Origin of the sequence: Streptomyces sp. NBC_01451, assembly GCF_036227485.1 — a bacterium.
Lineage (GTDB): Bacteria > Actinomycetota > Actinomycetes > Streptomycetales > Streptomycetaceae > Streptomyces.
Window position 1 is genome coordinate 2,555,259 of the sequence record NZ_CP109479.1, and the last position, 14,239, is coordinate 2,569,497.

At 69.5% G+C, this 14,239-nt stretch carries 11 protein-coding genes; 8 read left to right on the plus strand and 3 right to left on the minus strand.

Annotation, left to right across the window (positions count from 1 at the left end; all coding sequences use genetic code 11):
- Positions 1-86: 86 nt before the first annotated feature.
- From gltX to OG595_RS10800, 3 genes are all read right to left on the minus strand, one after another.
- Complete coding sequence (gltX, locus tag OG595_RS10790; RefSeq protein ID WP_329270474.1) at positions 87-1,571, minus strand: glutamate--tRNA ligase; 1,485 nt, start codon at positions 1,569-1,571, stop codon at positions 87-89.
- On the minus strand, positions 1,564-2,340 hold the full coding sequence (locus OG595_RS10795) for a fumarylacetoacetate hydrolase family protein (RefSeq protein ID WP_329270476.1): 777 nt from the start codon (positions 2,338-2,340) through the stop codon (positions 1,564-1,566). The genes gltX and OG595_RS10795 overlap by 8 nt, the downstream gene beginning before the upstream one ends.
- A 211-nt stretch (positions 2,341-2,551) precedes the next feature.
- A complete protein-coding gene (locus OG595_RS10800; protein ID WP_329270479.1) occupies positions 2,552-2,740 on the minus strand; it encodes a hypothetical protein in 189 nt (62 codons plus the stop codon).
- A gap of 610 nt (positions 2,741-3,350) precedes the next feature.
- On the opposite strand from OG595_RS10800, the gene OG595_RS10805 reads away from it, so the two are divergent.
- The 8 genes from OG595_RS10805 to OG595_RS10840 all read left to right on the plus strand — a co-directional run bounded on the left by OG595_RS10805 (position 3,351) and on the right by OG595_RS10840 (position 14,085).
- Positions 3,351-7,217: a sensor histidine kinase gene (locus tag OG595_RS10805; protein WP_329270482.1), complete on the plus strand. Its 3,867-nt coding sequence runs from the start codon at positions 3,351-3,353 to the stop codon at positions 7,215-7,217.
- Positions 7,218-7,226: 9 nt separating this feature from the next.
- Complete coding sequence (locus OG595_RS10810; protein ID WP_010984127.1) at positions 7,227-7,640, plus strand: roadblock/LC7 domain-containing protein; 414 nt, start codon at positions 7,227-7,229, stop codon at positions 7,638-7,640.
- Positions 7,641-7,748: 108 nt separating this feature from the next.
- Entirely contained in the window at positions 7,749-8,147 is a 399-nt protein-coding gene (locus OG595_RS10815) for a DUF742 domain-containing protein (RefSeq protein ID WP_006375303.1), read from the plus strand.
- Positions 8,128-8,703, plus strand: coding sequence for a GTP-binding protein (locus tag OG595_RS10820; RefSeq protein ID WP_006375318.1), 576 nt, complete (start codon positions 8,128-8,130; stop codon positions 8,701-8,703). Before OG595_RS10815 ends, OG595_RS10820 begins: the two co-directional genes overlap by 20 nt.
- A gap of 379 nt (positions 8,704-9,082) precedes the next feature.
- Positions 9,083-12,415, plus strand: a complete 3,333-nt coding sequence (locus OG595_RS10825; RefSeq protein ID WP_329270489.1) for a sensor histidine kinase — start codon at positions 9,083-9,085, stop codon at positions 12,413-12,415.
- 10 nt (positions 12,416-12,425) lie between these two features.
- Positions 12,426-12,839 carry a roadblock/LC7 domain-containing protein gene (locus tag OG595_RS10830; protein WP_164323062.1) on the plus strand — a complete coding sequence of 138 codons (414 nt, stop codon included), beginning with the start codon at positions 12,426-12,428 and terminating at the stop codon, positions 12,837-12,839.
- Positions 12,840-12,935: 96 nt separating this feature from the next.
- The gene (locus OG595_RS10835) at positions 12,936-13,523 is read left to right on the plus strand and encodes a DUF742 domain-containing protein (RefSeq protein ID WP_329270491.1); all 588 of its coding nucleotides are present in this window, start codon (positions 12,936-12,938) and stop codon (positions 13,521-13,523) included.
- Positions 13,504-14,085, plus strand: coding sequence for a GTP-binding protein (locus OG595_RS10840; RefSeq protein WP_006375305.1), 582 nt, complete (start codon positions 13,504-13,506; stop codon positions 14,083-14,085). The genes OG595_RS10835 and OG595_RS10840 overlap by 20 nt, the downstream gene beginning before the upstream one ends.
- The last annotated feature ends 154 nt before the right edge of the window (positions 14,086-14,239 follow it).

Genomic DNA, 14,239 nt, shown 5'->3' on the forward strand with positions numbered 1-14,239 from the left:
GACCCACTGGAATCCGGGGGAACGGCCGGGCCGGGCATGCTGGAGGGCGGCGCCCGGATCGGACGCCGCCCTCCCAAGTGCCGTGACTACGCGGCCAGTCGGGCCAGAGCCGCGTCGATCCGCGCCAGCGTCTTCGCCTTGCCCAGGATCTCCAGGGACTCGAAGAGCGGCAGGCCGATCGTGCGGCCGGTGACGGCGACGCGGACGGGGGCCTGGGCCTTGCCGAGCTTGAGGCCGTGGGCCTCGCCGGCGGCCAGGACGGCCTCCTTCAGGGAGTCGGCGGAGGACCAGTCGGCGGCCTCCAGCTTCTCCCTCGCCGTGATCAGCAGGGCGTCGCTGCCCTCCTTCATCGCCTTCGTCCAGGACGCCTCGTCGGAGGCCGGCTCGGGCAGGAACAGGAAGTCGACGTTGTCCGTGATCTCCGAGAGGACCTTGAGACGGGTCTGGGCGTGCGGGGCGATCGCCAGCCACTTCGACTCGTCGAAGTCCTCCGGCGCCCAAGGCGCGAAGGGGGCCCGGAGCCAGGGCGCGCAGCGCTCCGTGAAGTCCTTCACGTCCAGCAGCCGGATGTGGTCGGCGTTGATCGCCTCGCACTTCTTCAGGTCGAAGCGGGCCGGGTTGGGGTTCACGTCCGACACGTCGAAGGCGGCGACCATCTCGTCGATCGTGAAGATGTCCTGGTCGGCCGAGAGCGACCAGCCGAGCAGCGAGAGGTAGTTGAGCAGTCCCTCGGGGAGGAAGCCGCGCTCCCGGTAGAGGTTCAGCGACGACTCCGGGTCGCGCTTCGAGAGCTTCTTGTTGCCCTCGCCCATCACGTACGGCAGGTGACCGAAGGAGGGCACGGACTTCGCGACGCCCAGTTCGATCAGCGCCTTGTACAGGGCGATCTGCCTCGGCGTCGACGACAGCAGGTCCTCGCCGCGCAGGACGTGCGTGATCTCCATCAGCGCGTCGTCGACCGGGTTGACCAGCGTGTACAGGGGCGCGCCGTTGGCTCGTACGATCCCGTAGTCCGGGACGTTCTCGGGCGTGAAGGTCAGTTCGCCGCGGACCAGGTCCGTGAAGGTGATCGTCTCGTCGGGCATCCGGAAGCGGACGATCGGCGTACGGCCCTCGGCGGTGTAGGCGGACACCTGCTCGTCGGTGAGGGCGCGGCAGTGGCCGTCGTACCCGGAGGGCCTGCCGGCCGCGCGGGCGGCGTCGCGGCGGGCGTCCAGCTCCTCCGTGGAGCAGTAGCAGTAGTACGCGCGGCCCGCTTCCAGGAGCCTGGCCGCCACGTCCTTGTAGGTGTCCATGCGCTGCGACTGGCGGTACGGGGCGTGCGGGCCGCCGATCTCGGGGCCCTCGTCCCAGTCGAAGCCCAGCCAGCGCAGCGAGGACAGCAACTGCTCGTACGACTCCTCGGAGTCGCGGGCCGCGTCGGTGTCCTCGATGCGGAAGACGAACGTGCCGCCGGTGTGGCGGGCGTAGGCCCAGTTGAACAGGGCCGTACGGACCAGGCCCACGTGGGGGTTACCGGTGGGCGACGGGCAGAACCGTACTCGGACGGCGGGGGCGGGTGCGCTAGCCACGCTTGACAACCTTGTTGGTGAGAGTGCCGATGCCTTCGATGGTGACGGCGACCTCGTCGCCGACGGTGAGCGGTCCGACGCCTGCCGGGGTGCCCGTGAGGATCACGTCGCCGGGAAGCAGCGTCATGGCCTCGGTGATGTTGACGATCAGGTCCTCGACGGAGTGGATCATCTCGCTGGTGCGGCCCAGTTGTCGCTGCTCGCCGTTGACCGTGAGCTGGATCGTGAGGTCGGACGGGTCGAGGTCCGTCTCGATCCAGGGGCCGAGGGGGCAGCTGGTGTCGAAGCCCTTCGCCCGCGCCCACTGCTTCTCACGCTTCTGGACGTCCCGCGCGGTGATGTCGTTGGCGCAGGTGTAGCCGAGGATGACGTCCTTGACGCGCTCGCGCGGGACCTCTCGGCACATCCGGCCGATGACCACGGCGAGTTCGGCCTCGTGGTGCAGTTCCTCGGAGAAGGAGGGGTACTGGATGTCGTCGCCGGAGCCGATCACCGAGGTGGACGGCTTGAAGAAGGCGAACGGGACGTCGGGCACCTCGTTGCCCAGTTCCCTCGCGTGCTCCGCGTAGTTGCGGCCGTAGGCGACGACCTTGTTGGGGAGTACCGGCGGCAGCAGCCGGACCTTGTCGAGGGGGACCTTCGTGCCGGAGAGCTCGAAGTCGGCGAACGGGATGCCCTTGATGATGTCCAGGACTAGTTCGTCCGGCCTGTCGCCCTCGACCGCGCCGAAGGCGACATTCCCGTCGATGGAGAATCTGGCGATGCGCACGGGTTCCTGCGCCCCTCTGCTGCTGGTCCGGCTGGAGTCTGAGGGTCCAGGCTAACGCGCCGTGGGCGGGCGTCCCGCGCAATAAAGGCGAGGGCGCCCATGCCCTTCGCGGGCCTCCGCGCGGCGGAGACCGGGTCCGAGAGGCAGAGGCGCCCTTGACACGCGGACATTCTCGGTGTCCGCCCTGAGCAACGGGCGGCGCTCGCGCGTACTAGTCCGCGACGGAGGCCGCGACCGGGGCGTCCATGAGAACGGTGCGGCGGGGGTTGGCGGTCTGGGTGGGGAGGTCTACGGAGTGCTCCGGCTGCTCGACGGGTGTCATCTCGTCGGCGTCCGTCAGGTGCGCCAGCGTCGTGCGCCGCGGGTTTGCGATGTTGTGGAACATCGTCGTCGTCTTCACTGTTGTAGTCCTCGACCCTGTCATGTCCGGGCGCCCGGACAGGCGTGAAGCCGCCGTCCGCGCACGGGTTGTCGGATTTGCCATCTCTGTAAAGCGTCAGGCTAAACATGCGATTCCCTCGGGAAGTCGCGGAGACCCCCTGAAGAGCATGTGAGTTTGCTCACGAATCCATGGACAATACGGCCAATTCGGACAACCGACCTCCCTCCACGAAACGGACATTGCTTCACTGAAGCCCTCATTCCGCTCCTGATCATGGCGACCTGGACACCGTGACTATCCATGCGACACGTGGGATTTCGTCCGGTATGTAGGGAATCGCATTCCACACCTCGTGACGTGCTGCTCACGAGGTGTCATCGTCGTCACACCGTGACCCATTGGCCTTGTTGGAGATCCGGCACTGTGCTGGAATTCCACGGACCGCCGCGGGATTCACGAGCCGGCGCACAGGGGGCGCGAAGACAGCGCCGAGCGGCGGCACGTTAGGGGGAACCGCGCCGGGTTACTCACGACCACCATGGGGGGCGTATTTCAGGGCGCCCCCTATACGCCGACACCGTCCGTCCGTTCACCCGGAAGGGCGCCTGGTCCAGAGGTTGCGACGCTAGTGCAGGGACGTTTCAAGAGGGATGGCAGCGCTTCGGCGGAGCCGGAGCCACACAACGGAGCCGGTAACGGTTCCTCCCCCCAGCACGCCCAGAACCCGGGCCAGGCAGCTCTGACCGGCGACAACGGCGAGCGGTCGACGCGCCTCGGCAGTGGTGCGCCCGGCGGCAAGGGCACGGCCACCGGTGGGCCCGCGCCCGCCGTGCCGCCCGCGAAGCCCGCCAAGGGCCCGACCGGTCCGGGCGCGCGAATAGCCCTGCGCAACTGGCGCATCTCGACCCGTCTGGTCTCGCTGCTCGCACTCCCCGTGGTCGCGGCGACCTCGCTCGGCGCGTTGCGCATCAGCGACAACATGGACGACATCCAGCAGCTCGACAACATGCGGCTGCTGACGGACATCACCAAGCAGGCGACCGAGCTCTCCGCCGCGCTCCAGGAGGAGCGCGACCAGTCGGCCGGCCCGCTCGCGCACGGCGCGCCCGCAAGCGACCTCGGCGTCAAGGGCGTACGCGACAAGACCGACCGGGCCCTCGCCAACTTCATCGACGGCTCCGAGGAGATCGACGCCGCCAGCAAGAGCGGCACCCTCCAGGGTGTCCGCGACAGCCTGGTGGGCCTCGTCTCCGCGCTCGGCGATCTCAGCGAGGTCCGCAGCAACGCCTTCGAGGACCCGAACAACTCGACGCAGACGGTCGAGTCCTACCACCGGCTCGTCACCCAGCTGCTCGACCTCTCCCAGGACATGGCCGAGGCGACCAGCAACCCCGAGATGATCACGCGTACGCGCTCGCTGGCCGCCTTCTCCTCGGCCAAGGAGTACGCGTCGATCCAGCGCGCGGTCATCGCGGCGGCGCTGCCCGAGGACAACAAGAGGCTCGGCAAACTGTCGGAGAACGACCGGCTCTACGCCGAGTCGGCGCTGAACAGCCAGGACTCCGAACTCGACAGCTTCAAGAGCATCTACGGCGACGGCTCCGAGGAACTCCTCAAGTCGATCGACGACGGCAGCCCGACGATCACGGCGGCCGACCTCTACGCCAAGCGCATCCTGGAGAGCAGGGACGGCATCCAGGGGCTGCAGAAGCGCTCGTACAAGGACTGGATCGACGACGACTCGGCGAAGATCCAGCAGATGAAGACCATCGAGATCACGCTGCTCAACCAGATGGAGCAGAAGGCTCGTGAGTTGCGCAACGAGGCCGAGCGGGAAGCGATCATCTCCGGTGCGCTGATCCTGCTCGTGCTCGGTGTCTCCCTGGTCGGCGCCTTCGTCGTCGCCCGGTCCATGATCCGCTCGCTGCGCCGGCTCCAGGACACGGCCACCAAGGTCGCCCAGGACCGGCTGCCCGAGCTGGTCAAGCAGCTGTCCGAGTCCGACCCGCAGGACGTCGACACGTCCGTCGAGTCGGTCGGTGTGCACTCCCGGGACGAGATCGGCCAGGTGGCCGCGGCCTTCGACGACGTGCACCGCGAGGCCGTCCGGCTGGCCGCCGAGCAGGCCCTCCTGCGAGGCAACGTCAACGCGATGTTCACCAACCTCTCGCGCCGCTCCCAGGGCCTCATCCAGCGTCAGCTGTCGCTCATCTCCGAACTGGAGTCCCGCGAGGCCGACCCGGACCAGCTGTCCTCCCTCTTCAAGCTCGACCACCTCGCGACCCGTATGCGCCGGAACGGCGAGAACCTCCTCGTCCTCGCCGGTGAGGAGCCCGGCCGCCGCTGGACCCGTCCGGTCCCGCTGGTCGACGTGCTCCGCGCCGCCGCCTCCGAGGTGGAGCAGTACGAGCGCATCGAGCTGTCGTCCGTGCCGACCACCGAAGTGGCCGGCCGGGTCGTCAACGACCTCGTCCACCTGCTCGCCGAGCTGCTGGAGAACGCCACGTCGTTCTCCTCCCCGCAGACCAAGGTCAAGGTCACCGGTCACGCGCTGCCCGACGGCCGCGTCCTGATCGAGATCCACGACACCGGCATCGGCCTCTCGCCCGAGGACCTCGCGGCGATCAACGAGCGGCTCGCCGCACCGCCCACCGTGGACGTGTCGGTCTCCCGCCGCATGGGTCTGTTCGTGGTCGGCCGCCTCTCGCAGCGCCACGGCATCCGGATCCAGCTGCGTCCCTCCGACTCCGGTGGTACGACCGCGCTGGTCATGCTCCCCGTCGATGTCGCCCAGGGCGGCAAGAAGCCCGCTCCGGGCAAGGCCGGCCAGGGCGGTGCCCCCGCGGGCGGTCCCGCCGCGGCGCAGGCCGCCGCCGGTGTGGCCGCGGCTCGCCGGAGCGGTGGCCAGGGCGCTCCCGCCGGTGGCGGGCTCCTCGGCGCCGGTGCCGCACCGCGCAGCCAGGTCGGCTCCGGCCAGGGTGCACGGGCCGCGCTGCCCGGCCGGGACGCGGGCGGTCGCCCGGGTGGACCGGGCGGAGCGCCGCGTGGACCGCAGGGTCCCGGTGCTCCTCAGCAGGGTGGCAGGCCGGCTCCGGCAGGTGCGGGCGCGGGCGGCTTCGGCGGTCAGGCGCCGGGTGCTCCGCAGGGCCTCCAGGCCGCCGGCGGCTTCGGCGACAGCGCCGGTCCGCGTCAGGGACAGGACGCCTTCGGCAACAACGGCGGACGCCAGGACGCCTTCGGCGGCTCGCGCGGCCCCGCGACCCCGCAGCGCGGGGAGGGACAGGGCGGCGGGCGCCGTCCGCAGCTCCCGCCGCGTGGCGGTGCGACGCGTCCGGAGCTGCCCGGTGGCAACGCGCCGTCGCGTCCGAGCTGGAGCGACGAGAACGCGCAGCCTCCGGTGCCGCGCGCCTCGCTGGACACCCCGCGCGGTCACGAGGAGCCGGACTCCACCTCGCGGATGCCCCGCGTCGACGACCGGCACGGCCCGGCCTCGACGTCGGAGATGCCGGCGATTCCCCGTCTCGACGATCGCCAGAACCCGGGTGTCACCTCCGAGTTCGCGCGCCCCGACTTCAACGCCCCGCGTCCGGGCGGCCCTTCGGACACCGGCCAGTTCCCGCTGCCCGGCTACAACGGCTCCGGCGACACCAACGGCCAGCAGAACAACGGGTCGTACGTCCGCTCGGACGTCTTCGGCGCCCCGCCCGGCGCACCGCAGAACCCGCAGAACAACGGGCAGTTCACGCCGTCGTCGTACGACAGCGGTTCGACGGGCCAGTTCCCCGCGCCGACCGGGTACGACTCCGGCTCGACCGGCCAGTTCCCCGCGCCCTCAGGTTTCGACAGTCGGGGCCCGGTGCCCCGGCGTCCGCAGGATCCGTCGTCCACCGGCCAGTTCGAGCGCCCGCAGCCGGGCGCGGGCCGTGGCCCCGCCGACTTCGGCGGCTCCCGTCCGCCGGTGCCGCCGCGCCCGCCGCAGCCGGAGGCACTGCCGCCGGCGAGCGGCCCCGGTGACGGGCGGACGCCGCTGTACGACACCCTGGAGACCAACTGGTTCCACGGGCAGGGTCAGGGCCAGCAGGGGCAGCCGCCGTCCAACGGCAGCAGCAACGGGAGCAACGGAATTGGTTCGGCGTCGTCGCAGCCGTCCTCCGTGCCGGCTCCCCCGCGTCCGGCGAGCGCGCCGGCCACGACCGGCTCCTGGCGCACCTCTCCCAACGACGAGCTGGTCCGGCAGGCCGAGCGGGTCCGCCAGCCGGCCGCCGGTGGCGTCACTACTTCCGGCCTTCCGCGCCGGGTCCCGCGTGCGAACCTCGTACCGGGTACGGCTCAGCAGCAACAGCACCAAGGCGGTCCGGCGGTCTCGCGCGCGCCCGATGACGTGCGCGGCCGACTGACCAATCTCCGTAGGGGCATCGCCCAGGGTCGCCAGGCCGGTTCCGGCTCCGACCAGACGGGCAGCTTCCCCAGCCCCACTCACCAGCAGGAGCGATAGTTGAGCCAGATGAGCCAGGCGGCGCAGAACCTCAACTGGTTGATAACCAACTTCGTGGACAACACCCCCGGTGTGTCCCACACCGTCGTCGTGTCGGCCGACGGACTCCTTCTGGCGATGTCGGAGGGCTTCCCCCGGGACCGCGCCGACCAGCTGGCAGCGGTCGCCTCCGGGCTCACCTCGCTCACCGCGGGTGCCTCGCGCATCTTCGAGGGCGGCACGGTGGCCCAGACGGTCGTCGAGATGGAGCGGGGATTCCTCTTCCTCATGTCCGTCTCGGACGGGTCGTCGTTGGCGGTTCTCTCCCACCCCGAGTGCGACATCGGCCTTGTCGGCTACGAGATGGCGCTTCTGGTCGACCGGGCGGGCGCAGTGCTCACCCCCGACCTGCGTGCCGAACTACAGGGCAGTCTGCTCCACTGACCGCTCCGGATCCACCCGCCTCACCAAAACACCGTCCGGCCGCCACATCTCCCCCACCGGCCCTGTCAGACGGCACGACTGACCGACGCTGTCCCGCCCGGAGGATTCATGACCCCGCCCACCGCCTCTCATGATCCGTACGCTCATACGTACGAGGATGAGGGCGACCAGCCGCTGGTAAGGCCGTACGCCATGACCGGCGGCCGGACCCGGCCGCGCTACCAGCTCGCCATCGAGGCGTTGATCAGCACGACGGCCGACCCGGCCCAGCTGATGGGTCTGCTGCCCGAACACCAGCGCATCTGCCACCTCTGCCGTGAGGTCAAGTCGGTGGCCGAGGTGTCGGCGCTCCTCGCCATGCCCCTCGGTGTGGCCCGCATCCTCGTCGCGGACCTCGCCGAGGCCGGACTGGTCGCCATCCACCAGCCGGGCGGCGACGAGAACAACGGCGGTGCACCAGCGGTGACACTGCTCGAAAGGGTGCTCAGTGGACTTCGCAAGCTCTGACGGGGGCCGGGCCACCACCTCCGCGAAGATCGTGGTCGCGGGCGGGTTCGGCGTGGGCAAGACCACGTTCGTGGGCGCCGTCTCGGAGATCAACCCGCTGCGTACCGAGGCCGTCATGACGTCGGCCTCCGCGGGTATCGACGACCTCACCCACACCGGGGACAAGACCACCACCACGGTGGCCATGGACTTCGGCCGTATCACCCTGGACCAGGACCTGATCCTGTACCTCTTCGGTACGCCGGGTCAGGACCGTTTCTGGTTCATGTGGGACGACCTGGTGCGCGGCGCGATCGGCGCCGTGGTCCTGGTCGACACCCGCCGGCTCGCGGACTGTTTTCCCGCGGTCGACTACTTCGAGAACAGCGGCCTGCCCTTCGTCATCGCCCTCAACGGCTTCGACGGGCACCAGCCGTACAACCCCGAAGAGGTGCGCGAGGCGCTCCAGATCGGCCCGGACGCCCCGATCATCACGACGGACGCCCGGCACCGCTCGGACGCGAAGAGTGCGCTGATCACCCTGGTCGAGCATGCGCTCATGGCGCGCCTGCGGTAGCGCAATTCGACTCTGCCCTACGGCAGTTGTCGTAGATACACCGGAGCCGGCTGTGGCCTTTGACACGGTCGGCCCCGGTGTTCATAACGTTTCGACAGAGATATCTGGTGGTATGGCCACGCGTCGCGGTCGCCCGGTCTCGCTGTGCTCACATCGGCCCCGCCTTTTGGCGGGGCTCGTTCTTTATGACCGTTTTATCTGGGGCTTACATCGCTATGGATCTTCACATTCCGACGTTTGGAAGAGCGAAGGCCTACGTGCTGGAATGCCTGAACTGCCTAATAGTCAAAGACGTACCCGTGTAGAGGGTCTTTGACTTACCGGCTCTGAGAGACTGCGGCACAACGTTGGTGCCTTCCGCCGAGAGGTTGTTGGTCGAGTGAGGCGAAGCAAGAACGGTCCCGAGCCGTCGGCACGGGGCAACTTCACCCCGCCGCCGCGCGGAGCGGCGCCCGCCCCTGTGCCCGGCTCGGAGCCGATGGCGCCACCCGCTCCGAGCGGCAGCCGGTTCTCCCCGCGCAACTGGCGCGTGCCGACCAGGCTGAACGCGATCCTGCTCATACCGGTGGTGGTCGGCCTGATAATGGGCGGCTTCCAGGTGAAGAGCTCGATCGACACCTGGCAGCAGGCCGAGGACGCCGAGAAGACCGCGCGCCTGGTGCAGGCCGCCCTGGTCTACGGCGACGCCCTCTTCCAGGAGCGCGACATCACCGCGGCACCCCTGCTCCAGGGCAAGGGCGAGGACGACGAGACGGTCGTCAAGGCCCGCGCGGTCACCGACAAGGCCGCTGACGCCTTCGACGCCGCCGCCCAGAACATTCCGGAGCGGGCGAGCCTGGAGCGCCGTCTGGAGCTGTTCCGCGAGGTCGAGCCCCAGCTGCAGACCGTCCGTGCGGCGGCCTACACCTCCAAGCTCACCGGTGTGCAGTCCGAGGAGAGCTACACCGCCATCACGCACACCCTGATGGAGTTCTCCAACGAGCTGGGCCTGGGCACGGGCAACAAGACGTACTCGACCTCCTACGGACGTGTCGTCTACGCCCTCTCGCTGACCAAGGCCGCGCTGTCGCTGGAGCGTGCCATCGGCATGCACCTGCTGATCAAGCCCGGCCCCACCCCGGAGAGCTTCCAGAGCCAGCGCATCGCGCTCTCCTCGTACGCGTACCTGGAGCGGATCGCCATCGCCGAGTACATCGGCGGCGGTACCTCTGCGGACGCCAAGAAGCTGCAGGACGCGAGCGCCCAGGTCACGGCCCAGGGCAAGGAGATGGCCGAGCAGGCCGCACAGGCCGCCGCGGCCAAGGGCGAGACGTATGTCGCCCCGCCGTCCGACCCCAGCAAGATGATCGGGGCCCTCGCCGCGCTCCCCACCACCGACGCCAGTGACCGCGCCAACCTCGCAGCGAGCGGCATCACGCCGCAGAACTGGTGGGCGGTCAACACGCTCAAATACAACATGTATCTGAAGCTGGAGTCGGACCTCTCGCAGAACGCGGTGGACGAGGCAGCGACCATCTCCGACGACGCCAAGCGTGACGCGTTCATCGTGGGTGCGGCCGTCGTGGTCGCCCTGCTCGCCGCGTTCATCCTGGCCGGCATGGTGGCCCGCCAGATGAGCCGCGCGATGCGCCAGCTGCGCAACGCCGCCTTCGGTATCGCCGAGCAGCGGCTGCCGATGCTGGTCGACCAGCTCTCGCGCACCGACCCCGGACGCGTCGACACCCGTGTCGCCGCCATCCCCATCAACACCACGGACGAGATCGGCGAGGTCGCCCGCGCCTTCGACCAGGTCCACCGCGAGGCGGTCCGACTGGCCGCCGAGCAGGCCCTGCTGCGGGGCAACATCAACGCGATCTTCACCAACCTGTCGCGCCGCAACCAGTCCCTGATCGAGGGCCAGCTGACCCTGATCACCGACCTGGAGAACAACGAGGCCGACCCGGACCAGCTGGAGAACCTCTTCCGTCTGGACCACCTCGCGACCCGTATGCGCCGCAACGGCGAGAACCTCCTCGTTCTCGCCGGCGAGGAGCCGGGCCGCCGCTGGGACCAGCCGGTCCCGCTGGTCGACGTCCTGCGCGCCGCCTCCTCCGAGGTGGAGCAGTACGAGCGTGTCGAGCTGTCGGGCGTTCCGGAGGCCGAGATCCACGGCCGCGCGGTCACCGACCTCGTGCACCTGCTCGCCGAGCTCCTGGAGAACGCCACCACGTTCTCGTCCCCGCAGACCAAGGTCCGCGTCACCGCGACCCGTCTCCCCGACGGCCGCATCATGGTCGAGATCCACGACAAGGGCATCGGCCTCACCGCCGAGGACTTCGCGGACATCAACCACAAGCTGGCCAACCCGCCGACCGTGGACGCCGCGATCTCCCAGCGCATGGGCCTGTTCGTGGTCGGCCGGCTGTCCGACCGGCACGGCATCCGCGTCCAGCTCCGCCCCTCGGGCGAGCAGGCCGGTACGACCTCGCTGGTCATGCTCCCGGACGCCATCACCCACGGTGGCGGTGGCGAACAGCAGATGCAGCGCGACGAGTTCACCGTCTCGCAGATCATTCCCGAGCAGCAGCAACAGCAGTACATCGGCGAGAACTTCCAGGCATCCCAGATGCAGCCGATGCGTACGGCGGCCGAGCTCGGCTTCGACGACAGCCGCTACACCGAGGTCCCGGACGACATCCGCGAGCTGGACCCGGTGGGCCGCTCCCTGATGCGTGAGGAGCGCCGGGCGCAGCTGGAGGCCCAGGCGCACCCCGAGTCCGGCCAGCAGGAGGCCAACGAGGCTCCCGCGTACGGCGACGACTTCAGCGCGCCGAACGGCCGGCCGCCGGCCCTGGAGGAGCCCTTCGCGGGCTACGACCAGCAGACGGCGTACGAGGAGCGGCAGCAGCCGTCGTACGAGGAGCCGTACTTCAACGGGAACGGCAACGGGAGCAACGGCTTCCAGCAGACGGACGACTTCACGTCGGCCGGCAGCGAGTACCCGGCGACGAACGGCGGCTACCCGGAGCCCGCGTACACGGAACCCGTCCAGGAGGAGGCCGCCCCGGCCCACGCCTCCGCCCCGGAGAACTTCTCGGCCTTCGAGGAGCGGCGGTTCCAGGATGACTGGCCGCAGCCGGACGGTTACCAGAACGGGCACAGCTCCGAGTACGCTCCCGAAGCGGAATCCGTGCAGGCCGCTGACGTGAGTGAGCGGAATCACGTAGGCTTCGAGCGTCCGGGACCGGCGCCCTCCGCCGCCCACGCGCTGACCGATGCCGGGCTCCCCCGCCGTGGATCCACCACGAGCGGCAACGGCACCAGCAACGGCACCTCCCGGCAGCACGTGGGCCAGGAGACACCGGTCCCCGTCCCCGTCCCCGCGGAGCAGAACGGCAACGCGAACGGGAACGGAACCGGTCCCGACGACTGGCGCTCGGCCAACGACGAGCGCTGGCAGCAGGCCGCACAGCTCCGCAAGCCCAAGGCGGGCGGGGTGACCTCCTCCGGCCTGCCGCGCCGGGTACCGAAGGCCAACCTGATCGAGGGTGCCGCGGAAGCGACTCTCCAGGGCGGTCCGTCGGTCTCCCGCGCCCCCGAGGACATCCGGGGCAGGTTGAGCAACCTGCGCCGGGGCGTCCAGCGGGGACGCACCGCAGGTAGTGAGACGAACGGCCAGGCCACCAGGAATCACCACGGTGGGCCTGACAGCACCTACAACCAGGAGCGTTAGTGTGAGTCCGATGAGCCAGGCGGCGCAGAACCTGAACTGGTTGATCACCAACTTCGTGGACAACACCCCTGGGGTGTCGCACACGGTGGTGGTCTCCGCCGACGGACTCCTTCTGGCGATGTCCGAAGGCTTTCCGCGAGACCGTGCGGACCAGCTCGCCGCTGTCGCCTCCGGTCTGACCTCCCTCACCGCGGGTGCCTCGCGCATCTTCGAGGGCGGGAGCGTGAACCAGACAGTGGTGGAGATGGAGCGGGGATTCCTCTTCCTCATGTCCGTTTCCGACGGTTCCTCCCTCGCGGTGCTTGCACATCCGGAGGCCGATATCGGTCTCATTGGGTACGAGATGGCGCTTCTGGTCGACCGTGCCGGTACGGTCCTGACACCCGATCTGCGTGCGGAGCTCCAAGGGAGCATTCTCAACTAACAGTCAGACGGTGCGTTTTGGCGTCCCGGGGCGGTAGGTTTCGGACGCGGCTCCACAGTGATGCGGTGCCCGGCACAGTCGGAGGAGGAGAAGAAAGTGGCAACACCCCCAGGCGGTTCGCCCTCGGGCAATTGGTCGTACGGCCCTGGCCAGGGTCAGGGCCAGGGTGACCAGAACCGGTACAACTTCCCCTCCGCACCGAGTCACCGCCGGCAGCAGCCGTACGCGCCCCAGAACCCGCAGGGTCCCGGGCCCTCGCCGTACGACCAGCCGGCGGCGCCGCGCATCCAGCCCGTGCAGCCGCAGCGCCGCTCCTCGGAGCCGTCGCCCGCCGGGGGCGCAAGCAATCCCCTGGTGCGTCCGTACGCCATGACCGGCGGCCGGACCCGCCCCCGTTACCAGCTCGCCATCGAGGCGCTGGTGCACACCACTGCGCAGCCGCACCAGATGCAGGGCCAGTTGCCCGAGCATCAGCGCATCTGCAACCTCTGCCGAGAGATCAAGTCGGTGGCCGAAATCTCGGCGTTGCTGACCATCCCCCTCGGCGTGGCCAGGATCCTCGTCGCCGACTTGGCGGAGGCAGGCCTGGTCGCCATCCATCAGCCCGGCGGCGACGAAAGCGCCGGCGGGCAGCCAGACGTGACTTTGCTCGAAAGGGTGCTCAGTGGACTTCGCAAGCTCTAGCGGAGGGCCTTCCCGCTCCACCACGTCCGCGAAAATCGTGGTGGCGGGCGGCTTCGGCGTGGGCAAGACCACGTTCGTCGGGGCCGTCTCGGAGATCAATCCGCTGCGTACCGAGGCCGTCATGACGTCCGCGTCCGCGGGCATCGACGACCTGACGCACACCGGGGACAAGACCACCACCACGGTGGCCATGGACTTCGGCCGTATCACCCTGGACCAGGACCTGATCCTGTACCTCTTCGGTACGCCCGGCCAGGACCGCTTCTGGTTCATGTGGGACGACCTGGTGCGCGGTGCGATCGGCGCGATCGTCCTGGTCGACACCCGTCGGCTGGCGGACTGCTTCCCGGCGGTCGACTACTTCGAGAACAGCGGCCTGCCCTTCGTCATCGCCCTCAACGGCTTCGACGGAAGTCAGCCGTACAACCCCGACGAGGTGCGCGAGGCGCTCCAGATCGGGCCGGACACTCCGATCATCACGACGGACGCCCGTCATCGTGCGGACGCCAAGAGCGCGCTCATCACCCTTGTGGAGCACGCGCTGATGGCTCGCCTGCGGTAGTAGGCAGCAGCTGTTGTGCGGCCACTGGCTGCCTCTCTGACGGTCACGGGCCGTCCGCGGGCAGCCAGTGGCCGTTCCCGGTTCTCCAGGCGGTCGGCAGCTGTTCTCGCGGTTCACCGCGCCCCTGAAGGCGCGAGAAGGGCCCCTCTCGACG